Source organism: Streptomyces sp. NPDC107559 (assembly GCF_055657365.1).
This window is the reverse complement of record NZ_JBVKBD010000017.1, coordinates 55,273-80,749: the sequence shown is the minus strand read 5'-3', so window position 1 is coordinate 80,749 and position 25,477 is coordinate 55,273. Positions and strand designations below refer to the sequence as shown.

General features: G+C 70.7%; 23 protein-coding genes. 9 read left to right on the top strand and 14 right to left on the bottom strand.

What is annotated here, in order from left to right; genetic code table 11:
- Window positions 1-17 precede the first annotated feature (17 nt).
- Window positions 18-1,481, top strand: a complete 1,464-nt coding sequence (locus tag ACZ7OY_RS35080; protein ID WP_472249589.1) for a DHA2 family efflux MFS transporter permease subunit — start codon at window positions 18-20, stop codon at window positions 1,479-1,481.
- 109 nt (window positions 1,482-1,590) lie between these two features.
- Here ACZ7OY_RS35080 and ACZ7OY_RS35075 read toward each other — a convergent pair whose 3' ends face one another.
- A complete protein-coding gene (locus ACZ7OY_RS35075) occupies window positions 1,591-2,226 on the bottom strand; it encodes a response regulator (protein WP_472249588.1) in 636 nt (211 codons plus the stop codon).
- A complete protein-coding gene (locus ACZ7OY_RS35070; RefSeq protein ID WP_472249587.1) occupies window positions 2,223-3,455 on the bottom strand; it encodes a sensor histidine kinase in 1,233 nt (410 codons plus the stop codon). The genes ACZ7OY_RS35075 and ACZ7OY_RS35070 overlap by 4 nt, the downstream gene beginning before the upstream one ends.
- A gap of 172 nt (window positions 3,456-3,627) precedes the next feature.
- Here ACZ7OY_RS35070 and ACZ7OY_RS35065 point away from each other — a divergent pair, with 172 nt between their 5' ends.
- Both ACZ7OY_RS35065 and ACZ7OY_RS35060 read left to right on the top strand, forming a co-directional pair.
- Window positions 3,628-4,716, top strand: a complete 1,089-nt coding sequence (locus tag ACZ7OY_RS35065; RefSeq protein WP_472249658.1) for an ABC transporter permease — start codon at window positions 3,628-3,630, stop codon at window positions 4,714-4,716.
- A complete protein-coding gene (locus ACZ7OY_RS35060) occupies window positions 4,713-5,408 on the top strand; it encodes an ABC transporter ATP-binding protein (protein ID WP_472249586.1) in 696 nt (231 codons plus the stop codon). Before ACZ7OY_RS35065 ends, ACZ7OY_RS35060 begins: the two co-directional genes overlap by 4 nt.
- 89 nt (window positions 5,409-5,497) lie before the next feature.
- Here ACZ7OY_RS35060 and ACZ7OY_RS35055 read toward each other — a convergent pair whose 3' ends face one another.
- The 3 genes from ACZ7OY_RS35055 to ACZ7OY_RS35045 form a co-directional block, all read right to left on the bottom strand.
- On the bottom strand, window positions 5,498-6,004 hold the full coding sequence (locus ACZ7OY_RS35055) for a hypothetical protein (RefSeq protein WP_472249585.1): 507 nt from the start codon (window positions 6,002-6,004) through the stop codon (window positions 5,498-5,500).
- 35 nt (window positions 6,005-6,039) lie between these two features.
- Complete coding sequence (locus ACZ7OY_RS35050) at window positions 6,040-8,214, bottom strand: P-loop NTPase family protein (protein WP_472249584.1); 2,175 nt, start codon at window positions 8,212-8,214, stop codon at window positions 6,040-6,042.
- A gap of 272 nt (window positions 8,215-8,486) precedes the next feature.
- Window positions 8,487-8,939 carry a protein kilB gene (locus tag ACZ7OY_RS35045; protein WP_472249583.1) on the bottom strand — a complete coding sequence of 151 codons (453 nt, stop codon included), beginning with the start codon at window positions 8,937-8,939 and terminating at the stop codon, window positions 8,487-8,489.
- A 377-nt stretch (window positions 8,940-9,316) separates the two neighbouring features.
- On the opposite strand from ACZ7OY_RS35045, the gene ACZ7OY_RS35040 reads away from it, so the two are divergent.
- Window positions 9,317-10,294 (top strand): hypothetical protein, encoded by a 978-nt coding sequence (locus ACZ7OY_RS35040; RefSeq protein ID WP_472249582.1) that lies wholly within the window; start codon window positions 9,317-9,319, stop codon window positions 10,292-10,294.
- A 60-nt stretch (window positions 10,295-10,354) separates the two neighbouring features.
- Here the strand turns inward: ACZ7OY_RS35040 and ACZ7OY_RS35035 are convergent, their stop codons facing one another.
- The gene (locus ACZ7OY_RS35035) at window positions 10,355-11,317 is read right to left on the bottom strand and encodes a LysR family transcriptional regulator (RefSeq protein WP_472249581.1); all 963 of its coding nucleotides are present in this window, start codon (window positions 11,315-11,317) and stop codon (window positions 10,355-10,357) included.
- A gap of 191 nt (window positions 11,318-11,508) precedes the next feature.
- Here ACZ7OY_RS35035 and ACZ7OY_RS35030 point away from each other — a divergent pair, with 191 nt between their 5' ends.
- The 3 genes from ACZ7OY_RS35030 (at window position 11,509) to ACZ7OY_RS35020 (ending at window position 15,206) form a co-directional block, all read left to right on the top strand.
- The gene (locus ACZ7OY_RS35030; protein ID WP_472249580.1) at window positions 11,509-12,036 is read left to right on the top strand and encodes an SRPBCC family protein; all 528 of its coding nucleotides are present in this window, start codon (window positions 11,509-11,511) and stop codon (window positions 12,034-12,036) included.
- A gap of 440 nt (window positions 12,037-12,476) precedes the next feature.
- Window positions 12,477-14,276 carry an adenylyl cyclase gene (locus ACZ7OY_RS35025; RefSeq protein ID WP_472249579.1) on the top strand — a complete coding sequence of 600 codons (1,800 nt, stop codon included), beginning with the start codon at window positions 12,477-12,479 and terminating at the stop codon, window positions 14,274-14,276.
- 492 nt (window positions 14,277-14,768) lie between these two features.
- Window positions 14,769-15,206 carry a cupin domain-containing protein gene (locus ACZ7OY_RS35020; RefSeq protein WP_472249578.1) on the top strand — a complete coding sequence of 146 codons (438 nt, stop codon included), beginning with the start codon at window positions 14,769-14,771 and terminating at the stop codon, window positions 15,204-15,206.
- 53 nt (window positions 15,207-15,259) lie between these two features.
- Here the strand turns inward: ACZ7OY_RS35020 and ACZ7OY_RS35015 are convergent, their stop codons facing one another.
- On the bottom strand, window positions 15,260-15,505 hold the full coding sequence (locus ACZ7OY_RS35015; RefSeq protein ID WP_472249577.1) for a hypothetical protein: 246 nt from the start codon (window positions 15,503-15,505) through the stop codon (window positions 15,260-15,262).
- Window positions 15,506-15,629: 124 nt separating this feature from the next.
- Window positions 15,630-16,250 (bottom strand): DJ-1/PfpI family protein, encoded by a 621-nt coding sequence (locus ACZ7OY_RS35010; RefSeq protein ID WP_472249576.1) that lies wholly within the window; start codon window positions 16,248-16,250, stop codon window positions 15,630-15,632.
- A 94-nt stretch (window positions 16,251-16,344) separates the two neighbouring features.
- Here ACZ7OY_RS35010 and ACZ7OY_RS35005 point away from each other — a divergent pair, with 94 nt between their 5' ends.
- Entirely contained in the window at window positions 16,345-17,682 is a 1,338-nt protein-coding gene (locus tag ACZ7OY_RS35005; RefSeq protein WP_472249575.1) for an aminotransferase-like domain-containing protein, read from the top strand.
- Here ACZ7OY_RS35005 and ACZ7OY_RS35000 read toward each other — a convergent pair.
- Together ACZ7OY_RS35000 and ACZ7OY_RS34995 are read right to left on the bottom strand one after the other, a co-directional pair.
- Window positions 17,679-18,221, bottom strand: coding sequence for a GNAT family N-acetyltransferase (locus ACZ7OY_RS35000; protein ID WP_472249574.1), 543 nt, complete (start codon window positions 18,219-18,221; stop codon window positions 17,679-17,681). The two genes, ACZ7OY_RS35005 and ACZ7OY_RS35000, sit on opposite strands and share 4 nt — an antisense overlap.
- 524 nt (window positions 18,222-18,745) lie before the next feature.
- Window positions 18,746-19,516, bottom strand: coding sequence for a hypothetical protein (locus ACZ7OY_RS34995; RefSeq protein ID WP_472249573.1), 771 nt, complete (start codon window positions 19,514-19,516; stop codon window positions 18,746-18,748).
- A 559-nt stretch (window positions 19,517-20,075) separates the two neighbouring features.
- Between ACZ7OY_RS34995 and ACZ7OY_RS34990 the strand changes: the two genes are divergently transcribed.
- Entirely contained in the window at window positions 20,076-20,477 is a 402-nt protein-coding gene (locus ACZ7OY_RS34990) for a hypothetical protein (RefSeq protein WP_472249572.1), read from the top strand.
- Window positions 20,478-20,776: 299 nt separating this feature from the next.
- Here the strand turns inward: ACZ7OY_RS34990 and ACZ7OY_RS34985 are convergent, their stop codons facing one another.
- The 4 genes from ACZ7OY_RS34985 to ACZ7OY_RS34970 form a co-directional block, all read right to left on the bottom strand.
- Window positions 20,777-21,193 (bottom strand): hypothetical protein, encoded by a 417-nt coding sequence (locus ACZ7OY_RS34985; protein ID WP_472249571.1) that lies wholly within the window; start codon window positions 21,191-21,193, stop codon window positions 20,777-20,779.
- 1,362 nt (window positions 21,194-22,555) lie between these two features.
- Complete coding sequence (locus ACZ7OY_RS34980; RefSeq protein ID WP_472249570.1) at window positions 22,556-22,978, bottom strand: hypothetical protein; 423 nt, start codon at window positions 22,976-22,978, stop codon at window positions 22,556-22,558.
- 266 nt (window positions 22,979-23,244) lie between these two features.
- Window positions 23,245-23,841 carry a hypothetical protein gene (locus tag ACZ7OY_RS34975; RefSeq protein ID WP_472249569.1) on the bottom strand — a complete coding sequence of 199 codons (597 nt, stop codon included), beginning with the start codon at window positions 23,839-23,841 and terminating at the stop codon, window positions 23,245-23,247.
- Between the two features lie 595 nt (window positions 23,842-24,436).
- Complete coding sequence (locus ACZ7OY_RS34970) at window positions 24,437-25,246, bottom strand: class I SAM-dependent methyltransferase (protein ID WP_472249657.1); 810 nt, start codon at window positions 25,244-25,246, stop codon at window positions 24,437-24,439.
- Window positions 25,247-25,477: the final 231 nt, after the last annotated feature.

Below are 25,477 nucleotides of genomic sequence, written 5' to 3'. Positions count from 1 at the left end.
GTGCTTGGGTTGCCGCCATGTCCACGCTGCTTCAATTTTCAAAGCACCCTCGGGCGGCTGTCGCAGTCGTCCTGGTGGCCGTCTTCATGACCAACCTGGATCTGCTGATCGTCAACGTCGCGCTGCCCGCCGTGGGAGAGGACTTCGCCGGAGCCGGCGGCGCGGCAGGCCTCAACTCGCTGTCCTGGGTCCTCAACGCCTACGCGATCACCTTCGCCGCACTGCTGGTGGTGGCCGGGCGTGCCGGTGACCGCATGGGGCAGCGGCCGGTCTTCCTCGCCGGGATCGCCCTGTTCACACTCGCGTCGCTGGGCTGTGCCCTGGCCCCGAACCTGGAGACCCTCATCGCGGCCCGCGTGGTGCAGGCCGCGGGGGCGGCGGCTCAGATACCGACCTCCCTGGCCCTGCTGCTGGCCGCGGTGCCGGCCGAGCGCCGCACCCAGGCCACCCGCGGCTGGGCCGGGGTCGGCGGACTCGCGGCGGCCGCCGGGCCCGTCGTCGGCGGCCTGCTGACCGAGGTGGACTGGCGGTGGGTGTTCGCCGTCAACCTGCCCATCGGCATCGCGGCGCTCGTCGTCGGCCGGTCCGTGCTGCCGAAGCCGGCCGCGCAGGAGACCGGGCCGCTGCCCGACCTCCTCGGCGCCCTGCTGGTCATCGTCTCGATCGCGTCGCTGTCCGGGGCGCTGGTGCAGGCCCCCGACCAGGGCTGGACCAGCGGCGCGACCGTACTGCTGCTGGCAGTAGCCGTGATCGCCGGCGCCGCGTTCCTGCTCCGGTCCCTGCGGCACCCCCGTCCGCTGTTCGAACTCGACCTGCTGCGGCTGCCGCGCTTCGGTGCGGCGAGCGCGGGCAGTCTCCTGTTCGGCGTGGCCTTCTCGATCATGCTGCTGTCGAACGTGCTGTGGTGTCAGGAGGTCTGGCACTGGAGCGCGCTGCGCACCGGTCTCGCCCTGGCCCCCGGTCCCGCGCTCGTGCCCGTCGTCACCGTCCTGACCACCCGCGCCGCACAGCGCTTCGGTCAGGGACCGCTGATCGCGGCAGGCGGCATGCTGTTCGCCGGTGGCATGGTCTGGTTCGCGGTGTTCGCGTCGGTCACCCCGGACTACGCGAGTGAGCTGCTGCCCAGCCAGCTGCTGACCGGTGCAGGCGTGGGCCTGGCCCTGGGCACCCTGGTGGCCGCAGGCGTGCACGCGGTGCCGGGACACCGTGCGGCCACCGGGTCGGCGCTGGTCAACTCGGTGCGCCAGATCTCGGCCACGATCGGCGTCGCCCTCCTGGTCGCGGCCGTCGGCTCCCATGCCGATGCCACCTCGCACCACGACTTCCGGATCGTCTGGTACACGGCCGCGGCGCTGGGCCTGGCGACCTCGGCGGTCGGGGTGCAGCTCAGCCGAGGGCGGGACCGGGGCCCGAAGCAGGCGGGACCCGCGGCGCCGAAGGAAGGCGAGGCGACGGGGCGGGTCCTGCGACGGACCTCCTGACCGGCCGCGGCCCGAACCGGCCGACGAGACCGTCGAGGAGGAGTTCTGACGGGGCCGGCGGTCATCTTCGGAACGCGGCCGTGCGCGGTGCGACGGTCGCCCGGCGCGGTCAGCGGCGGATGAGGCCGAGGTCGGTGGCGGTCGCGACGGCGGCGGTGCGTGAGTCGACGTCGAGTTTGGCGTAGACGCGGGCCAGGTGGGACTTCACGGTTCCCTCGGTCAGGTGGAGCCGGTCGCCGATGGCCTGATTGGACAGGCCGTCGGCGACCAGGGTGAGGACTTCCGTCTCACGCCGGGTCAGGGCAGTGCCGGGGGTGCGCAGCCGGTTCATCAGCCGGTCCGCGACCGTCGGCGCCAGCGTCGTACGTCCCGTGGCCGCGGTGCGTACGGCGGCGGCCAGGTCCTCGGGCGGGGCGTCCTTCAGGAGGTAGCCGGTGGCACCGGCTTCGATGGCGGGCAGGGTGTCGGCGTCGGAGTCGTAGGTGGTGACGATCAACACGCGCGGAGCGCCCGGCCTGGCGGTGATCCGGGCGGTGGCCTCGGCGCCGCCCATGCCTTTACCGAACTGCAGGTCCATCAGTACGACGTCGATGTCGCCCTCGGCGGCGCGGGTGACGGCTTCCTCGGCGGTGGCGGCTTCGGCCATGACGACGAGGCCGGGTTCGGTCTCCAGTACGGCGCGCAGCCCCGCCCGTACGACGGGATGGTCGTCGGCCAGGAGCAGGCGGATGGGGGTGTCGGTCACGGGCGGGCCTCGGGCTGGGTCTCGGGCTGGGTCTCGGACGGTCGGGTCAGGGGCAGCCGGGCGGCCAGGGCGGTGCCGTGGCCGGGGGCGGATTCGATGCTGAGGGTGCCGCCGAGCGCGTGGGCGCGGGCGCGCATGGCGGCCAGCCCGAACCCGCCGGCCTCGGGGTCGGGGGCGGGCAGGCGGACGGGATCGAAGCCGCGCCCGTCGTCGGCCACGTCCAGGGCGACGCGGTCACCGAGGTAGCCGAGGGTGATGTCGGCGGTGGTGGCCTCGGCATGGCGAACCGTGTTGGCCAGGGCGGACTGGGCGATACGCAGCAGCGCGACCTCGTACGCGGTGGCGAGCGGGGCGGGGTCACCGGTGAGGTGGAAGCGTACGGTGAGCCGGTGCCGGGCGGACGTGGTGGTGCAAAGACGTTCCAGGGCGTCGGCCAGAGTGGAGCCCTCCAGCATGGGCGGGGTGAGCGCGGCGACGAAACGGCGGGCTTCGGCGAGGTTGTCGACGGCGGCCTGCCGGGCCTGGTCGACGTAGCGGGCCGCGTTCTGCGGTGCATGGGGCAGTGCCCGTTCGGCGGCGCGCAGCAGCAGCTGGATGCTGGAGAGGCCCTGGGCGAGGGTGTCGTGGATCTCGCGGGCCAGACGGTCGCGTTCGGCCAGCACCCCGGCGGTGTGCTGGGCGGCGGCCAGGTCCGCGCGGGTGGCGGTGAGTTCCTCGATCAGTCTGCGGCGGCGCTCGCTCTCGCGGTACAGAGCCTGATACCCCCAGACCACCGCGACCGCCACGGCGGCGCCGATCGCGGGGCCGATGGCCATGGCGGGGCTGAAGGAGTGCTGGTGGGCGGCGAAGCCCGCGACTGCGGCCGCGGCGGTGGCGGCAACCGCCACCAGTCCGGCGCGGCGCGGCAGCAGATGCAGTTGGAGGAAATACAGCGGGAAGGCCACCCATACGGCGTCCGGGGACAGGACGAGCAGCACCAGCCAACAGGCGCCCACGGCGGCCAGCCACAGCGCGGCCGCCCGCCGCGAGCGGCGTACGCCCGGCAGCACGGGCCCGACCGCGTACACCAGGGCGCACGCCGCCGATGCGGCGACGATCGCTCCGGCGTGGGGCCGGCCGTCGGCCACGGCCCGTCCGGCGGCCAGCGCGAGCAGGCCGATGACCAGCAGGTGCAGGCACCAGGCCAGGGCACGGGTGGTCGGGGTCAGGGCGGGGGCAGCGGTGTTCACAGTGCGTCCCAGGTTACGGAGACCGGCGTTCCGGGGCCTCTATCGAAAGTTGGAACCTGCGTCCCGCCTTTCGGCCCGCCAAGTGCGGTCCTGCGCCAGACGCGCGCAGGAGGGGGTGACCGCGACGGTGGAGCCGTACCGCTTCCACCGTCGCAAAGGACAGGCCAACGCCGTGTTTCTCGCCTGGAGAGACCTGAAGTTCGCCAAGGGGCGCTTCGCCCTGATGGGGACCGTCATCGTGCTGATCACCCTGTTGGTCGGACTGCTGTCCGGACTGACCGCCGGACTGGGCCGGCAGAACATCTCCGCGATCACGGGGCTGCCCGCCGACAGGATCGCCTTCCAGGCGCCCACCGGCGGGCAGGACCTGTCGTACGCCGACTCCACCGTCACCCGGCGCCAGTGGCAGCAGTGGTCCGCGGCGCCCGGCGTCGAGAGCGCCGAGCCGCTGGGGATCACCACGACCAAGGCCACCGCCGGGGACAGGAGCGCCGGTGTCTCGGCCTTCGGCGTCGAGCCCGGCTCCCGCCTCGCCCCGGACAGCGGCAAGATCAGCGACAGCGCGGTGGTGCTGTCCACCGCGGCGGCCGAAAGCCTCGGCGTGCGGGCGGGCGACTCCCTCACGCTGGCAGACCGGCGACTGAAGGTGGCCTCCATCGACGGCGACGCCCACTTCAGCCACACCCCGGTCGTCTGGACCAGCCTGGGCACCTGGCAGAAGACCGCACCGTCGACCGGCGGCACGCCGGGGCCGACCGCCACCGTCATCGCCCTGAACACCACGTCCCGGGCCGATGTGGCCGCCATCGACCGTCGGGCCGGCACCAGGACGGTCTCCACCGAGGCCTCACTGTCCGCGATCGGCTCCTACACCTCCGAGAACGGCTCCCTGCAACTGATGCGCGGCTTCCTCTTCGCCATCTCCGCCCTCGTCATCGGGGCCTTCTTCACCGTCTGGACCATCCAGCGCAGCGGGGATGTCGCCGTCCTCAAGGCCCTGGGCTCCTCCACCGCCGACCTGCTCAAGGACGCCCTCGGACAGGCCGTCGTCCTGCTCGTCGGCGGCACCCTGATCGGCACCGGCATCGCGGCCGCCGTCGGCGCCCTGGTGGCAGGCAGCGCCGTGCCGTTCCTGCTCACCCCCGCCACCGTCCTGGTCCCGGCCGCCGTGATCATCCTCCTCGGCACGCTCGGCGCCGCGCTGTCCATCCGCCGCATCACCTCCGTCGACCCGCTGACCGCCCTGGGGAGCGCCCGATGAGCCTGAACCTGACCGGCATCACCCTCACCTACCCCGACGGCGACACCCGCCTGACCGCCCTCGACCAGGTCACGCTCGATGTGCCCCGGGGCAGCCTGACCGCCGTGGTGGGACCCTCCGGCTCCGGCAAGTCCAGCCTTCTCGCGGTCGCCGCCACCCTGACCACCCCCGACACCGGCAGCGTCACCATCGACGGCCGCAGCACCACCGGATTGACCCGCGGTCAACTCACCGCACTGCGCCGCCACAAGATCGGCATCGTCTTCCAGCAGCCCAACCTGCTGCCCTCCCTCACCGCCGCAGAACAACTCCAGGTCATGGCCCGGTTCGACGGCCGCAGACCCCGTACGGCCCACAGGCGGGCGATGGAACTCCTCGACGCCGTCGGCCTGGCCGACCAGGCCGCACGACGGCCGCACCAGCTCTCCGGCGGCCAGCGCCAGCGCGTCAACATCGCCCGCGCCCTGATGAACGACCCCACGGTGCTCCTGGTCGACGAACCCACCAGCGCCCTCGACCACGAGCGAGGTTCCGCCGTCATCGACCTGATCACCCGCCTCACCCATCAGCAGGCCACCGCCACCGTCCTGGTCACCCACGACCGCGCCCACCTCACCGCCGTCGACCGGATCGCCGAGGTGCACGACGGACGCCTGCGCGTTGCGGCCGTACCGCCGACACCCGCGCACTGATGAAACGGCCCTGTCCCTCTCGCCTGCGCCCGGGACCGGGGCTCACGTGAAACGGCCCCGTCCCTCTCGCCTCCGCCCGGGCCCGGGGCTCACGCGCCGCCGAAGCGGTGGCGGAAGTCCTCCGCCAGAGCATCCCCCGCCGCTTCGGTCAGGCGGCCGACCACCGGGTGGAGCACCAGGCCCGTCACCGCTCCGGCGAGGGCCGGCAGCCTGCGGCGGAACCAGCGCAGCACGTACTCCATGGTGGACAGGTCGGGCTCGGGAGCGGTCGCCGACTCCTCCAGCTCGTCGATCAGCTCACGGGCCCGCGCCGCGTCCGGCTCGTCCTGCGGTACGAGATCGCGCAGCCGTGCGAACTCGGCGCGAAGCTGGGCCAGTTCGGCGTCGGTGACGGGATCGGCCACAGCTCCGCCGACCGTGGTCTGCGAGACGGTGTTGTGCCGACCGACGATCACCTGGCCCGACACGGCGTGGGTGCGCACGTCGTAGCGGTCGTAGCGATCCTCACGGCCGTAGCGGCCGTAGCGATCGTCACGGTCGTAGCGGTCGTCACGGTCGTCGCCGTGCTCGCGGTCCGCGGCGGGGGTTCCGGTCATGATGCGGCCTCCTTCGGGTAGTCCAACCGGGCTGGTCATGTGGTCGACGGCACCGGCTCGGTGGGCCCGGGGCGCGGTGTGGGCGTCGGCTGTGTCGGCGAAACGGACTCACTCGGTTCGGGCGGAGCGCTCGGTCGGGCGGGGGTGCTCGGGCCGGAGTCGACAGCGACCCCGGTCACCTCCATCCACAGGTCGTCCTTGCCCCAGTCGTCGTGGATGGTGACGGTGGCGTGATGCGTGCCCGGCGTGCGGGGCTTGAAGATCACTGCGAACCGGCACAACCGGGAACCCGGGGACGGCGGGCAGGCCGTCAGCCGGACCTCCCAGTTGTCCTCGTCGGTCACCGCCAGGGACTTCTCGTCGTCGCAGGGCAGCCACTTGTCGAAATCGGCCTGGCGGGTCTCCTGCTCGTGCGTCCTGACCTGGCCGAATTCGGGCGCTGTCATCGCGACGGGAACACAGCCCCCCGAACCGTCGGTTGCCCGCACACCCGGAAGGGACACGGAAGGCGAGACCGTCGGCGACGGCGGGCTCGACTGCGGCCCGGACGGCGGCGGGAGCAAAGAATGCGGCTGCGGCTGCGGTGGCGCGAAGTACGTGCTGTACACGGAGGCCACCGGAGCCGGCGGTGCCGCTGCATCCGGCTGTCCGCTGCCGGTGTCGGCCATGGCCACGAAGACTCCCCCGGCGATCAGCGCGGCCAGCGCGGTGCCGATCGCCGCCGGACTCGTGGCGAGCGCCCCCAGCCCGGACTTGGCCGTCACGGCCGTGCCCTTGCCCGCGGCACCGAGTGCGTGCGGCGCGGCCGCCGCGCCTGCTCCGACGCCACCGCCGACCACCACCGCCGCGGCCACCACCCCCAGCCCCAGGACCTTTCTGCGTACGTCCTCCTCGTGGGAGAAGTACGCCTCGTCCGCGGCCGATCCGAGCGCCGCGGCGGCCGCCCGGCCCTGTTCCAGGACCAGCCGCCAGCTGCCCCAGCACAGGGAGCGGGCCAGCACGGGAGCCGAGGCCCGTGCCAGGTCGCGTACGGCCGTGTGGTCCTCACCCCGGGACGCGTCCGTCAGCACCCTGCCGATCAGGGCGGCCGCGTCCGCGGCCTCCTGCCGGGTGGCCGTGGTCCGCAGCCAGCCCGTCAGCGCGGCGGACAACTCCCCCGAGTCCTGCGCCCGTCCGGTGTTCCGGGCGACCAGCGCGGCGAAGTCGCCGGTGCTGCGGTGCCCGGAGCCGTCCCGCTCGATCAGGTGCAACTGCTCCAGCGTCTCGACCGCACCGGCGGCCGACGAGCCTGCGTCGGCGGCGAACACGTCCAGGAGTCCGGATGGCACGGGCAGGGGCGATACGGCCGACAGCACGCGCAGCAGCCGTACGGCGATGTCGTCCAGCCGCTCGGCCAGACCCACCGCCCGGGCCGTCTCGTCGGCCGCGAATCCGCCGTCCCCGCTCGCCTCCCCGGCACTCCCGGCCGCACGGACCGCGGACGCCGTCTGCACCAGGGTGAGCGGATGTCCATTGACCGTGGCGATCAGTTCCCGGGCGGCGGCACGCTCGGCGTCCTCGGGCGTACGACGCAACTCGCGCGCGAGGAGGTCCAGTGCGGCATCTTCACGGAGCCCGCCCAGGCGCAGGGTCCGGACCTCCGCCGAAGGGCACCGGTCGACACCGGCCACCAACAGGTCGCAGCCGGGGGCCGCGTCCGCCAGTGCGGCAAGGTCCTCGGAGGAGCCCGCGAAATCGTCGACGACCAGCAGCGCCTGGACCGTGCCCATCAGCCGGCGCATCCTGGCCTGTTCGGGCTTGTAGTCCTCGGTCTCGAAGCAGGCGTGGAAGAGTTCCTGGATCACGTCCTCCACCGGGAGTCCGGCGGCCGGCAGATAGACGAGGTCCCGGTCCAGCGCGGCCTGGTCCGCGGCGTAGTGACGCAGCAGGGCGGACTTGCCGATGCCTGGAGGCCCGTACACCTGGACGAGGTGGCCGTCGCCCAACCACTCGTCCACGGTGTCGAGTTCGTCCGCGCGGCCGAGCAGTGCCGCGGGTCGGCGGGGCAGGGCCCGGCCCGCGGGGCGGTCACGCCGGCGCACCGGGGGCGGGCCGTCCGTGCGGGGGACCACGACGGACCCGTGCTGTGCGTGGATCACCACGTTGTGGTCGCCGACGACGACCTGTCCGCCGACGTCCCCCTCGACCCGCACCGTGCTCGAACCGGCCATGCGCTCCCCGTAATGTCGCGTTGCGGGGACCATCGTGCCGTCGGTGTACGGCACTCACGGGGCCGTTCCCCTATTGCCGAGAAGTTGAGCGTTTCCTACCGACTGCGTCGCCAACCGAGCACGCCGACCGCCATGACGGACTTCACGTCCCATTCCCTCCCCACCAGGAGCGCGCCGGCTGCCGGCGACCATTCGTCCAGGCCTGCGGAATCGCGGCGGGTGTCCCCGAAGGGTTGCACTGACCCGCAGCGCTGTTCACGGCGTCCTGGAAGTCAGGACATCACTCGGGCGGCAGCCGCCACCAGCTCGTCAGTCGCCGCGATGGCCACCTCACGGCGGGAAGTCAGGTCGGAGTGGTCGGCGGCGTCGCGCAGGTCGAACGCGGCCAGGGCAGCCTGGCGGGCCGGCTCGGCCAGGGCCTGCTCGAGGACGGACACCGCGACCAGCGGGCCGGTCACGGCCGAGCGCGTGGCGCGCGAGGCCGTGCGGGCCGCCTCGACGGCTTCCTCGCCGATGCCGTCCAGGCGCAGGACTTCGCGATGCCACAGGGCCCGCCGGTGGTCGCCCAGGGCGGCCACCAGTTCACCCAACGCCCTCCGCAGCGCCTCTTCCCTCTGCTCGGCGCGGGCGGCGTCCTGGGCGATCCGCGCACTCTTGATCTGCAACAGCCCGGTGAGCGCGCCCCCGAGCAACGTGCCGACGACGGCAACGACGCTGGACCACATCGCGGAGTCCTCCTCGGACAGCGGTCGTGAGGCGGCCGCGCGACAGCCGCGCCCTCAGTGTCGGAGACGTCCTCCCGGCAGGTCCGGTTGCCGGTGCTGCCGTACGCTGTGCGCGACGGCTCCGAGCAACCGCGGTCACGCACTTGACGCTCCATCAGATCACATTGCCGGTACCTGGGTCGCCGTTCGTCCCGCTGCATCGTGGAACTCGGAACTCGACCGTCCTCGACAAACGCCTGGTGTACTCGCACGGCAGGATGCTCTGTCGGCCACGAGGCCACCCGCAGCGCGCTCATCAAGTCGCGGGCGTCCGCCCCGAGTCGGTCGCCCGAAATGCGTTCGGCTCCCGTCGTCCAGCGGCGCTAGCCTCGCTGCCCATGGGAGCACGAGCGCAGTACGTGGTGGTCGAGAACGGCGCCTGGCAGCGGTACTACTCGCACTGGGCCGCAAGCCGGGTGGCCGACGATCTGTTGCCCGGTCCGGACGCGGCGACACGCTGCTTCCGTGCCAACCAGGAGATCGACAGATGGCTCGACGACGTGTGGTGCGAGGGCGCCGCACTCGTCGACCACGACCGCAGGATCCTGCTCTGGTTCGGCTTCGCCGACAGCTGGGCCGACCACTTCGCCGCCCGCGCCGTACTGGCCCGGACCTGGCCCGGCTGGGACGTGCGCTTCGCGCACGACGGCATGGGTGATCTGACCCACCACCTGGGCCTCGGCCGGGACCTGACCCGTGTGCCGGGCTGGTTCGAGACCTTCGAGCCTTCCGGGTTCGCGGCCACCGAGGACACCGAGCCCTGGTCCGTCGTCTCCCTGCGTCTGCCCGACGGAAGCGTTCGCGCGTGGGGCAGCTACTGGGAGCCCATCGAGCACCTGGCCGCAGGCCCCGCACTGATCGACCTGCTCGTCGCGTCGCCCGCCACTCCCGCGCTCATCGACATGCCGTACGGCGGTGTCCATTTCGACCCGCAGACCCGTACCGTCTCGCTGTGGGCGGTGCAGACCGTGGCCGGCGTTCACAACTGGCCGTTGCCGGGCTGGGAGGACTGGGTCCTGGACTTCCGCGGCGACGACCACACCCAGCAGGCCAGGCTGCTTCCCGTGGACTCCTCCTTCCTCCGGCCGCCACTCACGGCCGCGCTGCGCCGGCTCGGCGACCGCCTCGGCACCCCGCCGCCCGACCACTCCGAGCTCCTCGCCCGCGCCGGGGCCGTACCTGGTCCGGAGGGCACCACCCTCAGGGTGACCCCCGCTGCGCCGGTGCCGCACGAACCGGGCGATCCCACCCCGGCCGAGCTGGCCGCGGCGCGTACGGCGATCGATGCGCTGCTCGCAGGGGCGGAGGGCGACTGACCGCATCAGGGACTTTCCGTGGGCCGGACCGGACAGCACCATGGCCGTCTGCCCGCACTCCTACCAGGTGAGAGCCGCGTGCCGGAGGGCGTCGCGGACGCGGACGACATCGGGGTTGGCCTCGGCGCCGGGCCGCTGGACGAGGAAGAGGGTGTTCAGCGGCGGCTCGACCGGGTCGTGGAGGAGAGCCAGGGTGCCGGCGGCGAAGTAGTCCTTGCACAGGGAGCGGGGCAGGACGCTGTACCCGGAGCCGGCGGCGACCGCGGAGACGACGGCGTACAGGTTGGGCACGGTGACGGCGGCCTCGGTGCTGAGCTGCTTGCCGAGGACCAGGCGCCAGTAGCGGCGCACGATGGGCAAGTCCTCCGCGTAGGTGACGAGTGGGATGTCCGCCAGCACCCTGCACAGACCCTCGGGCGCCGGGACTTCCGTCCGTGCGGCCCAGTGCGGCGCTGCGACGAGCACGTACTCCTCGTCGGCCAGGGGTTCGGAGGGCAGGGCGCGGCCTCTGGGCCGCCGGGTGGCGATCACCAGGTCGTGCCGGCCCGCCCGCAGCTCATCGACGAGCGGTTCGGTGAGACCCGCGTCGACGCGGAGTCGTACTCCCGCACTGACGAGCGGGGCGAGTGCGGGCAGCACCCGGGTGCACAGCAGCTCGGAGGGGCCGGCGAGGTGCACGGGGCCTGCTCGGCCGGACAGGGGTCCGCTCTCCAGGGAGGCGAGGTCGTCGAGCGGGCCCGCGGACCGGGCGGCGAGTTCGTGGGCGACCGCAGTGGGTTCCGCGCCGCGCGGGAGCCGGGTGAACAGCTCATGCCCGATCTGGTGCTCCAGTGTGCGGATCTGGGCGGTGACGGTCGGCTGCGACAGCCCGAGCAGAGGCGCCGCCGCGGTGAACGATCCGGCACGGTAGACGGCCAGAAACGTGCGGAGCAGGTTCAGGTCCGCGTGCGGGCCGATCCTCACCCCGCCGGGGACGGCCGTCGGCTTGCCGGATGTCGCCTTGCCGGGTGTCGCGTGCTTCATGGCCACCAGAGTAGCCTCGCTGGTCATCGGCATGCCGATGGGAGGAATCGGCTCCCCTATTGGTCCGCCGATGGTGAACGGGCTTAGCTTCGAGGGGTCGCCGGAAGGCGGCACAAGCAGCGGGCCGTGATGATGCCCGTGGCACGGCACCGCGGTGCGCAAACCCGCCCCTATCCGAAGGACGCCCTCTCATGACCATGCAGAACGCCATCACCTGGCCGGAGAAGCACCTGCCCGGCACCGGCGACAACTTCGTCTCCAACGAGGTGATCGTCCAGGGCCTGACCGCCGCCCGGGTATGGCACTACCTCGTCGACACCTCGACCTGGGAGTCGTACTACGACAACGTCGCCGACATCTCCTTCCCCCAGGGCGGCGGCCCCGGGCTCGAGGCGGACACCGTCTTCCGTTTCGGCACCTTCGGCTTCCCGCCCCTGGACGCCCACGTCGTCGAGTTCCAGGAGCCCGCTCAGGACGTTCCCGGCCGCCTGTCCTGGACCGCGAAGCAGGACGGCAGGCCCGAGGAGCGGCTGGACGTGCTGCATGCCTGGCTGGTGGAGGACCTGGCCGGTGAACGGGTGCGGCTCCTGACGCAGGAGACGCAGATCGGGCAGCCCGCGGCCGCGCTGGCGCAGGAGCGGCCGAACCCGATGCTCAACGGCCACCAGGCATGGCTCGACGGCCTCGTCCGCGCCGCGTCCGGAAAGGCGGGCAGCTGATGCGGATCAGGGACCTCCCTCGATCCGCCCATTGATCACAATCGACAGGCTCTAGCCATGCGGGTCTAGTGCCCAGTAGCGGACGGTGTCGTTCACCACGGAACACATCAGCCGCACGCGACACGCGCCCGCACTCCTACGGACAGCGGCGAAGAACCCGTACGGACCCCGCCGTAACTGGGCTCTTGCCGCCTCGCCGGCCCGCGGTGTCCGACGGGCGGTGCGGGCGGCCGAATGCCGGTCGCCGAGAACGGGCGAAGTCCGCCGACCGGGCTCACACGGGCACCGACAATCCCTGATGAGCGCTCAAATCCCTTTTGCCGCAAGCTCATTGACCATCCCCAGCCACGGTGATTCACTTCGTGGCTGAGAGCGCTCTCAGAGACCGGGGGCCGGTTGACGGTCCCGTCCATTCACCCTATGCAGGGAGAGCCGTGTCCATGATTCCCTCTCGTCGTGGTGTGCTGCGCGGGGCAGCCGCCGCGTCGGTGCCGCTCATCAGCGGTATCAGCTCGGGACAGGCATTCGCGTCGGCCGCCGGCTCGCACCGGCCCGGCCACAGCTCCACCGGGCTCGGCCCGAACGTCCTGGTCTTCGATCCGTCCATGAGCGACGCGTCGATTCAGGCCAAGGTCGACGCCGTGTTCGCCGTTCAGGAGTCCAACCAGTTCGGCGACGAACGCTTCGCCCTGGCCTTCCTGCCGGGCACCTACACCGTCGACATCAACGTCGGCTTCTACACCCACGTCCTGGGCCTCGGCGCGAGCCCCTCCGACGTGGTGATCAACGGCCATGTCACCGTCGACGCCCAGTGGTTCGACGGCAACGGCACCCAGAACTTCTGGCGGGCCGCAGAGAACCTGACCATCGTGCCGCCGGACGGACTGGAGCGCTGGGCGGTCGCCCAGGCCGCGCCGATGCGCCGCGTGCACATCAAGGGCGACATGACCCTGTGGCCGAGCCCGCCCGGCAACCGGTGGTCCAGCGGCGGCTTCCTCGCCGACAGCATGGTGGACGGCCAGGTCGAGTCGGGCTCCCAGCAGCAGTGGCTCTCGCGCAATGACACCTTCGGCAGCTGGAACGGCGCCAACTGGAACATGGTGTTCGTCGGCACCCAGGGCGCCCCGGCACAGTCCTTCCCGACCCCGCCGCACACCGCCGTCGACCGCACCCCCGTGATCCGGGAGAAGCCGTTCCTCACCGTGGACCGCCACGGCTCCTACCAGGTGTTCGTACCCGCGCTGCGCACCAACAGCACCGGCACGACCTGGGCGAAGGGCCCGGCCAAGGGACACAACATCCCGCTGTCGCACTTCCATGTGGCCGAGCCCGGCGACTCCGCCGCACAGATCAACCGGGCCCTGTCGGCCGGCAAGCACCTCCTGTTCACTCCGGGCATCTACGACATCTCAGCCCCGCTGCACGTGAACCGGCCCGGCACCGTGGTCCTCGGCCTCGGCCTGACCACCCTGCGCTCCACCCACGGCAACACCGTGATCGAGGTCGCCGACGTCCCCGGCGTCACCCTCGCCGGCCTGCTCTTCGAAGCAGCCTCCCACCACACCCCGGTCATGCTGCGCGTCGGCCACGGCTGCAGCCGGCGTCGGCACAGCACCGACCCGACCGTGCTGTTCGACATCGTCGCCCGGATCGGCGGCGCGCTGCCCGGCGGTGCCGGCGTCAGCGTCCAGATCGACAGCAACGACGTGATCCTCGACCACCTCTGGCTCTGGCGCGCCGACCACGGCCTCGACAACGCCGTGGGCTGGACGGTCAACCCCGCCGACACCGGCATCGTGGTCAACGGCGACCACGTCACCGCGTACGGGCTGTTCGTCGAGCACTACCAGAAGTACGAGGTGCTCTGGCAGGGCGAGCACGGCCGCACCTACTTCTTCCAGAACGAGCACCCCTACGACGTACCCACCCAGACCGCCTGGCGCCACGGCTCCACCCTCGGCTACGCCGCCTACAAGGTCGGCGACCACGTGCGCGACCACCACGCCTGGGGCCTGGGCAGCTACTGCTTCTTCAACCTCAACGCGGACATCTACACCGACTGCGCGTACGAGGTCCCCGACACCCCCGGCGTCGTCTTCACCGACCTCATGACGGTCTGCCTCAACGGAGCAGGCGGCGGTGGCATCCTGCACGCCATCGACAAGGCCGGCGATCCGGTCCAGAACGGCTTCGCCACGTACTACATGAAGTCCTACTCGAACGGCGTCACCGGCGTCTGACGTCCGTGCACGCGACGGCGGCCGGCCCCGGTCCGGCGACTCGTCGGCCGTGACCGGGTGAGTGATGAGAGTCGGCGTGGGTGGCGCAGCGGCCGTACGAGACCGCCACGCCACCCAGACCGCTTCTCGCCCAGGACCTGCGTCGAAGCCCATGAAGGCTGACAGCCCGCGCCCCGCGACGCGACCGCGCAGGCTCCCCCGCAGGTCGGCAGGAACCTGGTCTGCCCACTGCTCTGTCTGCCACTGGCCAGCCGGTGGTGGCCCGCTGCCCCCAGTGCCCTGGTCATCGCCGCCTCGGCACAGGTCAAGGCCCGTGAGTCGGCCGACGTCCGGGCCTGGACCGATGCGGTCTCGATGCCACCTGCTCCCGGATTGTGGCGGCCGCCGACGGGAGGCAGGGTGGTCTCGAGACCGTCCGGGCGAGGCAGAAGGCGCACGCCCTGTCACGGATGCGGGCTGTGGCCTGCCCTGGAGCTTACGGAGGCGTGATACATGTCAGCGAAGAACCCGGAGCACGAAAGCACCCACGAGATCTCCCTGCCGCCCGAAGTGAAGTTGCTTCAGGAAGTCACTCCGCCCTTCTTTCCCGAAGGCGGTTCGGCCATGACCATCCTCGTGGACTGGCCTCCTGGTCACCCCGGTCTCCCTGCGCATCGCCACTCGGGCCCGGCATTCGGCTACGTGATGGAGGGCGCTGTCCGGTTCGAGCTCGAGGGTGAGCCGGAGCGTGTGGTGGAGGCCGGTGGGACGTTCTGGGAGCCAGGCGGTGACGTGATCCACTACCAGGACGGCAACGCCCTGCCGGACGCACCCACCAAGTTCGTCGTGACCATGGTGTGCGCGCCGGGTCAGCCGATGCTCAGACTCGTCAGCGAGGAGGAGCTGAAGGAACGGGCGCACCGGCGCGCCCCGCGTCCCTCCGAAGGCTGACCCGCGCCGGCTTCGCGGCGTCTGACAGAGAGGCCGGCGGGCGTCCCGAGGGGTCACGGTGCGGGTGAGGCCTCGGTGAGTGACGTCCACGCTCGGACCATCTCCCGGTGCGAACCGCTCGCCGTGCTCGCGGCCACCGCCTCCGCGTCCTCGACGCAGCACGGCGTTCCCGCCCGGGTGAGCAGTACGAGTGGCCACTCGGGGACCGCGCCAAACGATTCTCCGTCGAAGGCCGTCCAGTCCCAGGACCCGTCGAACCGCCATGCCCGGCCGACGGCGTCGGCGACTTCGTCGCCCACTTGGAGAAACGAAGGGGCCGGCAACCGACAGTACGTCACCGGCCCGGAACCCCCACTCGACCGGACGTCGAGTATCCCGATGGTTGGATGCCGGCCCCGTGTCGTTGTGAAAGGTGTTCGGGTCTCAGACGGTCGGTGCCGGGGCGGGGAGGTAGGGGGTGATGTTGCGCCAGGCACGCTCGACGTACTCGTCCTTCTCGCCGACCGGGGCGACATAGTGCAATGCGCCCTCGGCCGCGTCCTTGCCTTTCAGCCGGGTGATGATCCAGGCGGCGAGGTACTGCGAAGCCAGGCAGCCGCCGGCGGTGGCGACGTTGTCCTTTGCGTAGAAGGGCTGGTTGAGCACCTCGATGCCGGCCGCGATCACCCAGGGCCTGGTGGTCAGGTCGGTGCAGGCGGGGATGTCGTTGAGCAGCCCGAGCCTGGCCAGTACGAGCGCGCCGGAGCACTGTGCCGCGATGAGCTGGCGCGAGGGGTCCAGGCCCCGCAGGACACTCATGATGGCCGGATCTTCGACGACCTCACGGGTGGCGATGCCGCTGCCGATGATGACGGCGTCAGCGGTGCACGCCTCCTCAAGCGTCGACATCTGCTCGATGACCACCCCGTTCATGGACGTCACCTTGGGGCCGGGGGTGGCGATGGTGACGCGCCAGTCGTCGGCCTTGACGCGGTTGAGCACCCCGAGCGCGATCAGGGAGTCGAGCTCGTTGTACCCCTCGAACGTGAGGATGGCGACGTGCATGGCCGGTGTCCTTCCAGGTGAGCGCGGAATGCGTGCGACGGTACGGACCCGCGAACAGGACAGTCAAAGAATTGTCATGGATACAATTCGGCCCATGGCGGCTCCACGCTACAAAGCTCTGGTCGACGCACTCGCCTCCGACATCCGGAACGGGCGACTCGCGGCGGGCGCCAGGTTGCCGACCCACCGCGCGCTGGCCGCCCGCGAGGGCGTCGCGGTGGTCACCGCGACGCGGGTGTACGCCGAACTGGAGGCCATGGGCCTGGTCAGTCGCGAACAGGGTCGGGGCACATTCGTGCGCGATCTCGCGGTTCCTCCCAACCAGGGCATCGACCAGCAGGTCGTGGCCACGGACGCGGTCGACCTCAGCTTCAACTATCCGTCGGTGCCCGGCCAGAGCGGCCTGCTGCGCCAGGCCCTGCGGGAGGTGGCCGTCTCCGGTGACCTCGATTCGCTGCTGCGCTATCAGCCTCACCCGGGCCGGCTCCAGGACAGGGCCTCGATCGGACGACACCTGGAGCGCCGGGGGATCACCGCTGACGCGGACCGGATCCTTGTCGTCAACGGTGCGCAGCACGGCCTGGCCGTCACGACCATGGCCATGCTCAACGCCGGCGACGTCATCGCGGTCGACGCGCTCACCTATCCGGGTTTCAAGGTGCTCGCGCACACCATGCACCTCGACCTGAAGCCCGTCCCCACCACCGCCGACGGGCCGGACCTCGACGCCCTGGAGAAGCTGTGCGCCACCCGACCGGTGCGCGCGGTGTACACCATGCCGACCCTGCACAACCCCTTGGGCTGGGTCATGCCGGAGGCCGACCGCGTCCGCCTGATCAGGATCGCCCGACGGCACGGCGTGCTCGTCATCGAAGACGCCTCGTACGCCTTCCTGGTCGAGAACCCCCCACCGCCGCTGGTGACGGCCGCACCGGACATCACCGTCTACGTCTCAGGACTGTCCAAGAGCGTCGCCACGGGCCTGCGGGTCGGCTTCGTCCTCGCCCCGCCGGCCGCGGTGCCGCTGCTCGAACGCGCGATCCGGGCGACCACCTGGAACACCCCGGCCCTGACCACGGCAATCGCCTGCCGCTGGCTCGATGACGGCACGGTGGACCAGTTGGAGGCTCAGAAGCGAGAGGACGCCAAGGCCCGCCAGGCCCTCGCCGTACAAGAACTGGCAGGGCTGCCGCTGGTCGGCCATCCCTCGTCCTACTTCACCTGGGTGCCGCTGCCCGACGACGCACGCGCCGACCGCCTGACCGCAACCCTCGCGCGTCACCGCATCTCGGTCACCACGGCGGAACCCTTCACCACCTCGGCTCGCACACCGCAGGCGATTCGCCTCGCCCTGGGCTCGGTCGACCTGCACAGCCTCAGATCAACGCTGCGCACGGTACGGCGCCTTGCCCTCGAAGACGCGTTCACCTAGACCTTCGAGTCCGCCTTCCAGTCCCGGGCGAGGAGCCCGAGCAGCACCTCGTCCAGGTACTCGCCCATCACCCAGGCCGAGGAGCGCAGCACGCCCTCGCGGACGAAGCCGTTGCGCTCGGCGGAGCGCAGCATCGCGGCGTTGTCCGACAGCGTCTCGATCTGCAGCCGGTGCAGGCCGCGCACCACGAAACCGTAGTGACACAGCGTCGCGACCACGTCGGTGCCGTAGCCCTTGCCGCGGCAGGACGGCAGCAGCCCCAACCCGATGTGCGCGCATCGGTTGTGGTTGTCGATGCCCCACAGCGTCGCCGTGCCGACCAGCGTGCCCTCCTCCAGTTCCACCACGGAGAACCGAACGCTTCCCTCATCCGGGTCGTCCACCCCGAGCCGCGGATCTTTCGAGCTGGGCGAGATCGGCCGCCACGGCCCGGCCTCGGCCCGCGAGGAGTTGACCACGTCGTCATAGAGCTCGGTCCGCAGGACTGGGATGTCGTCCTCGTGCCGGGCCCGCAGCCCGATCTTGTTGCCTCGAAGCATGTGAGCTTCCTATCCGACCGGGCCGGCCGGCGGCAAACCAATAAGGCACGTCAGCAGCCGGTCCAAGAGACACATGGGCTGCAGCAACGGCCTCTGCCATCGGCCTCTGTCATGAGCAGGCGGCGCCAAGGCATCCGGCGCACCGTCCCGGAGAAGACACCCTTTCGTCGCGGCCACCCCAACGGGACGCCAAATCGCCCGGACGAGTCCTTGAGGCGCCGTCCCGACACTCCCCCGTCGCGCCGGACACGCACGCCCACACCGCAGAATCCGTCTGTGTTCGGCGAGCCTCCGGGTCGGGCCGACCCGCTCCTTGAGGTGGCCGCTCATCTCCCAGCAGCCCCGGTGTCCCGGCCACGGCAGGGCCAATGTCAGCGCGATGCCGAGGCCGCCCACCGCACGCGCAGCGTCCCGCTCGCGGCGTGCGAACGGGACGTGGTTGTCGCGTGTGTGTGGTCCGTACCGGGACCCCGGCCCGATTCCGGTGGGCCGAGGATCCACAGTCTGCGCTCAGCAGCCGTCGGCTAGTAGCCCTCGAAGCCCCCGTCCCCGAAGCCTCCGTCTCCGAAGCCTCCGTCTCCGAAGCCCCCGTCTCCGAAGCCCCCGTAGCCCCCGCGGTCTCCGTAGTGGCCTCTGACCACCCGGAAGCTGCCCACGACGCCGTGGTGGATGTCGATGCCGTCGGTGCGGCCTGTGCGCACGCCAGAGCTGGAGCTCCAAGGGCCGACGATGGCGACGGGAGCGCCGTTGTCGCAGACCGCACCCCGGAAGACCTCGACGGTCCGATGGGATTCGTTGTCGACGTTCAGGCTCCATGCGCCCAGGCCGCTGGCCACGGTGATGCAGTCACCGGGGTAAGCGGAGTACGACCGCTCGTTGACGAAGATGCGGCCCTCCCCCCGGTACCCGTACCCGTGGCCCCGGCCGCCGCCTCCGTCGCCACCTCGGCCGCCTCCACCGCCCCCGCCGCCGACACCGCCCTCGTTGCCTTTGCCGACGATCCCGTTGTTGCCGTTGCCGACGATCCCGTTGTTGCTGTTGTTGCTGTTCTGCCCGTTGCCGTTCTGCCCGTTGCCGCCGTCGGGCAGGGCGGTAACGGACGGAGCCGCCTGGAGAACCTGGGGAGCCGGAGCCGCGTGGGGCGCCGGAGCCACGTGGGAGTCCGGGGCCGGCTGGGGAGCCGGGGCTGCGTGGGGGGCCGGGGCGGAGGCGGCCGAGGCGTAGGTGATGCCGGTCGCGGCCAGAGCCGCGGCGGCCGTAACGGCGGCGGTGACCGTCTTGGAACGAAGCTTCATCTCGCTATCTCCTGTTTCAGGGATGCCGACCCGTCAGCCGACTCGCGAATGAACTTACCCATAGCGGTCATATTGGTCATATTGAAAGATCGGCAAGAGGGGGCCGATCGGGGTATTTGCGGCTCTTTCTGAGGCCGACACGCGGTCAGATCAGCGTCGCAAGCAGCACATTGATCTACGATTAGTCCCTTCGGTGGATCTTTGAGCACTCACGGCCACTCGATACCGGCGTGTCGCTACAGATGCGGCGAGGCGAGTCGTGATAAGCGAAGAGTCACGGCACCGAAAACCGCTGGTCCGGCAGGTCAGCAGACCGGCAGGAGACCGCGCGGCAGCCGTGAGCACGCCCCGCGAGGCGCACCTGCGCGCAGAGCCCGAGCACGCGACACAGCGGCACGGCGGCATACGAGCCCACACGCAGGCGTCGTCCGCCCAGTCCCCCGCGTGCAGTCGCGCGGCACCACCAGCAGAACGTCAGAAGGAGCCTCACGGCAGATGCCGCCGCCTTCGAACACAACCCTCCCGACGGGATGGCACGATGCATGCCGGAGGTGCACGGATGAGCGTGACGTGGGCGGCGACGGCGCCGGAATCGGGACGGTTCTGCGCAGTTGAGAGATGTTCGAACGTCAGGGAGCTGGCGCATCGCTTCCACGAACTGCGCTCCCGAGGCAAGGGATATCTCGAAGTCGGGCTGCCAGGAAGCGAGTTCCCGCGGCTGACGCTGGGCTTTCGAGGCGACCAAGCAGTCCTCCATCTGTTCGATGACGCCGAAGGGGTGCATCTGCTCGTCGGTGACGGCATCACCTCACCGGATGCCATGGTCGACGTCCCGATCATGGATGACCTGGCTGCATTCAGTGACGCCTTCGTCGTGACGGTCGATCATGCATGGGCCGTCGTAAACACCTTCGTCCAGACGCGGGCGCCTGGCGGACTGGGCGAGTGGCACGCGTTGTGACCACGGCGCGATCAGTGATCTGCAGCCGTGGGGTCACGGCACCACCGCAAGATCGGCGAGTGGCACGCGGCGGCACAGCGGACCCTCGTTCCACCGCTTGATCGGCCAGCTCTACCACCGCCTCCAGCACGGGCCTTGGCCGAACGTTCGGGGGACGGTCACAGTGACCGTCCCCCGAACGAGACGCCGTGAGGCTGCGGCGACACAAGCGGAAGAGGCGACGAGCTGTCGCGCCGGTCCGCACTGCTGCCGCCCGCAGCCGACGCATCAGCTGGTGGCCGACCTCTGTGCCGGGTGGGTCAGCAGACGGCGGTGATCGAGAACGGTCGGTCGCTGTCCACAACGGCGTTGCCGGTGCCGGACGGCGTCGCCGTCCGGACGAACAGCGTGGTCCCGTTCACCAGGCCGACCATGATGGAGGCACTGCCGGGACCGGGGTCGGTGCCACCGCTGGTGTTGATCGTGCCCAGCAGCGCGCAGCCGGCGAGGTTGGAGGTGGTGGTGATGTTGTAGCGGCCGGTGCCGAACTTGTTGACCCGGGAGATGCCCTCGCTGCCGAACACAATGCCGCCGGCGGACACCTTGGCCCAGGTCGTGGTGGTGGCTCTGGGGGCCGCCGTCCTCGGTTCCGCCGAAGCGGCGGACACCGCGATCACGCCGCCGACCGTAAGCGCCGTCGCCGCGGCCACGACGGCCGTCCTCCTGGATACGTTCATGGATCTCCCTGCGAAAGACGATCATCAGTGCAGGTGGCCCACCCCGGGTCAGGGCTCACCGGGAAGGACTCTCCCCGCCCGGGACGGCCCCGTAAAAGACTTCGCGGGGATGCTCACCCCAATTGATCAACAACGCTTCGCAGGCGCCGAGCTCACGTGCACCGAGGGTTCGGGAACAGGCACTGACCTAGTCGTTCAACCACAGGGGTTCGCTGGGGTGGCGGCAACGGTGACCTGGGCGGTCCAGGACCCGGGTTCCCCGGGCGGATCCCAGATGACGTCGACGCGCACTTCGTGAAAGTCGTGTGCGAGTCCTACCACCATGGCCGCCGCGGCGGCCCGTGCCTCGGCTGGTCCGGCGTTGACCGGAACGTCGGCGAGGCGCCCGCAGACCATCCCGCCTTCGACCGTGAGGACACTGTGGCGCCAGCCTTCCGGCGTCGCGAGCAGGACGATGCCCTTCGGTATGCCGAAGGGAGGTCGCCTCCCCTTCTCCCGCGTTCGTCTCACCATGGAGCCATCCAACCTCGTCGGCTTGCTGACGGTTCAGGCGGGCGGAGCTTCAGGTGCCGCGATAACGCCGGTGCGCGACCACCACAGCCGGACCTGCTTGTTGCCTCCGCCGCTGGACAGCTTCTGAACGACCGGGCGGATGACGGTGCAGCGCGGTCCGGCAGCCGGGAGGGCTTGATCGGAAGTCGGCCCTGATGAACAGCCTTTTGTGCCGCGGACGGCACGAGTGTGGCGTTCGCGGCAACCCCGGACAGGACACTCGCCGCGCAGGTCCACCCCCATCGTGACCCCGTCCCTTACACTTTCGCCGTCACATAGCGTGAGGAATGATGTGAGAAGCGTGACTGAAGTGCTGCGTAATCCGCGGCGCCCCCTAGTGCTCGGCTCGGTGCTGACCATCGCGCTCGTCGCACAGTCAGCTCTTCTTATCGCCCAGCAAATGCAGATCGACGACCTGAGGATGCAGCCTGTCAACGTCCAGGAGAGCATCGCGCCTGGCCCTAAAGGCCCGTCCGGCCCGCCCGGTCCCACTGGCCCTGCCGGCCCCATCGGCCCGGCAGGGACCGACGGGAAGGACGGGACGGACGGGAAGGACGGGACGGACGGGAGGGACGGGAAAGACGGCGAGAACGGGAAAGACGCTGTCGCTCCGCCCTCTTCGAGTTAGCCCCTCCGCCGCGCCGGCCGGCTTCCGCTGCCCGCACTGGGGAGTGATCCGCCCTTGCACAGGACCGGACGGACACTGTCGGAGTTGCGGCCGTGCCTGGACGAGGCCGAGTGCCGCAGCATGACGGACCGCATCGGTGGCACGCGGCGGGATCGTCAACCGGCGCCTGTTACTCCTTTTCATCACATGACGTGAGGAACGTTGTGAGAAGTATGAAAGAGGCGTGGCGTAGCCCGCGACGCCGCCATGTACTCGGCGCAGCCCTGGCCGTCACGCTCATCGCACAGGAAGCCGTGCTCGTCGCCCACCAGCAGCAACTCGACCAACTCCAGGCGCGGCGCATCGCCCTCCAGGCGCACAGCGTCCGCCAGGGCCTGCCCGGCCCGCCTGGACCCTCCGGCCCCTCCGGCCCGGCCGGCCCGACCGGCCCCACGGGCCTCCCGGGGCACAGGGGGCTGCACGGCCATCACGGCCGTCACGGCCACCCCGGAAGGAAAGGGAGGCATGGCAGGAACGGGGTAATCATCTACATCAAATGACGTCGGCTCGATGTTCGAGTGCCGACTGGCGAAACAGGACACATCGAGTACCAGGCTGACGCCCATGTCGCCCCTCACCTGTTCGCGGGACGGAAGAACACCGGAAGACGGCAGCGGGCGGAAATACGGGAACACGAGCCGTCAGACGGAGGTCTCCAGGCAGGCCGGCCGGCGAAGGAAGGGGCGGCCCGAAAGGCGCTGGATGCCGTATGTCTGGTGTCCGGCTCGTGGAGTGCACACAGAATGCGACTGTCGCAGTATGGTCCGTACTGGGAACCCCGGCCCGATTCCGGTGGGCCGGGGGTCCACAGCATGCGTTCAGCAGCCGTCGGCTAGTAGCCGCCGCCACCGCCGTGGCCGTAGTGGTCCCGGACCACCCGGAAGCTGGCCACGACGCCGTGCTTGATGTTGACGGCCCGGGTGCGGCCCGGGTGCACGCCGTTGGCGGAGCTGCGCGGGCCGACGGTGGCGATGGGAGCGCCGTTGTCGCAGACCGCGCCGCGGAAGATCTCGACGGTCCGCTTCGTGTCGTTGCGGACGTTCAGACTCCACGCGCCCAGGCCACTTACGACGGTGATGCAGTCGCCCGGGTGGGCGGAGTAGGACCGCTCGTTGATCTCGACGCGGCCTTCGTAGTAACCCTTGTGCCCACCCCCACCCCCGCCCCTGCCCTCGTTGCCCTTGCCGTTGCCGTTGCCGTTGTCGTTGCCGTTGTCGTCGTTGTCGTCGCCGTTGTCGTCGCCGTTGTCCCCGTTGCCGCCGTCGGGCAGGGCGGCAACGGCCCCGGCGGCCTGGGGAGCCGGGGCGGCATGGGGAGCCTGAGGAGCAGCGGCCGGGGCGGAGGAGGCCGATGCGTAGGTGATACCCGTCGCGACCAGAGCCGCGGCGGCCGAGACAGCGGCGGTAACCGCCGGGGAACGAAGCTTCATGACGCAATCTCCTGTTTCAGGAATGCCGGCCCGTCAGCCGGCTCGCAAATGAAACTTACCCATAGCTGTCATATCGGTCATATTGAAAGATCGGCAAAAGGCGCCAATCGGGGTATTTCCTTCGCATCCTTCTGGGCTGACACATAGTCATGTCGCCTCCGTCCAAAGGAGATTGACCTGCGGTTAGCCCCTTTGGTGGATCTCCTCACGCCCATTCACCATTCGAGGTCAGCGTGTCGCTATCGATTCGGCCGGGCGAGTCGTGGTAGCAGGAGACGGGTCGAGCCGGAGATCCGCTGGTCCGACGGTTCGGCAGGAGGCCGCAGAGCAGCCGGGGGCAGGCCCGGGCGGGGCACGCGCGCCCGGAAAGCTGCGCCTGGCGGCATCCTCAGTCGGCTCGCCCAGCAAGCTCACCCATGGGGCACACGTCGGCAGCGGGGGACGGGGCCACAACCGGCATCGGCAGCTGCGCCCTCTGTCCCCCGGCCCGAAAGGATGCAGCGAACGGACGGGCTCACCAGCCGGCCCGAAGCCGATGAGTCCTGGTCCGTACGCAGGACGGACACCTGACGCGAAGGATCCGCAGGCTTCCGGGTCAGCGTCGCCCGCGCGCGAGCAGAGCCGCATGCGGCAGTGTCAGCAGACCGTCATCCTCGACGAACTCCGCGCTGAACAGATCGAAGTGGCGCTTGATCTCGGCGCGGACAGGGAGTGTCTGGCTCTGCACCAGCTGCCCGCCGAACGCCACTCCCCCCGCGGGACCGCTCCACCACTCGTCGGCGCTCGCGCGATGGTCCCAGCGCAAGGTCTCGCACGTCGCCTCACGCAGCCCCGCCGCGTCCATCAGCCCTCGCAGGCCGCTCTCGTCGCGGGGGAAATCGTCCTCGGCGGCCAGCCCTGCGGGCAGGTGCGGTGGTCGCACCGCGCCCCCGGCCTGGATCGCGCGGCCGATCAACGCCTGTCCCGGCGCCGGTGGCGCCGCCCATATCGTCACCGCGATCCAGCCGCCGGGTTTGACGACACGGCGCAGTTCAGCCAGCGCCACTTGCGGCCGGCCGACATGGTTGAGAACGAAATTGGCTACGACGGCGTCGAATTCCGCGTCGGCGAAGGGAAGTTCGGGCAGCGCTGCCACCCGTACGTCAGCCGCAGGTGCGGCCTTCACAGCCAGCTCGACCATGGTCGGCTCAGCGTCCACGGCCGTCACCGTCGCGCCCCGGGCACATGCGGCAGCGGCCACCGTCCCCGGCCCGGTCCCCACATCCAGCAGCCGAACGTCCGGCCCGACCCGGGCAGCATCGAGCAGCGGCGGCACCGGATGGGCGCACAGCTTGGCGAAGCTTGCGGCATAGGCGGCCGCCCGGCCCGCCCAGATCAGCCGCTCACTCTCGTCGAACGTCGTCACCGTCACCGGCGCCCTCCCCGAACTCGGCCAACACTGATGGTTCGTCACGACCCTAACCCACCGCCTGATCAGCGCGGACGGCTCCCCCACAGGCACGAGGCACGATCGATCCCCGTCGTGGGGCATCACCGAATTCCCCGCCGACGGCGGCCACTTCACCGCCGGCCTTCCCGCCGACGACGAACCGCCACGAGCGTCTACGCCGTCACGTGTCCGCTCTGACCACGGGTA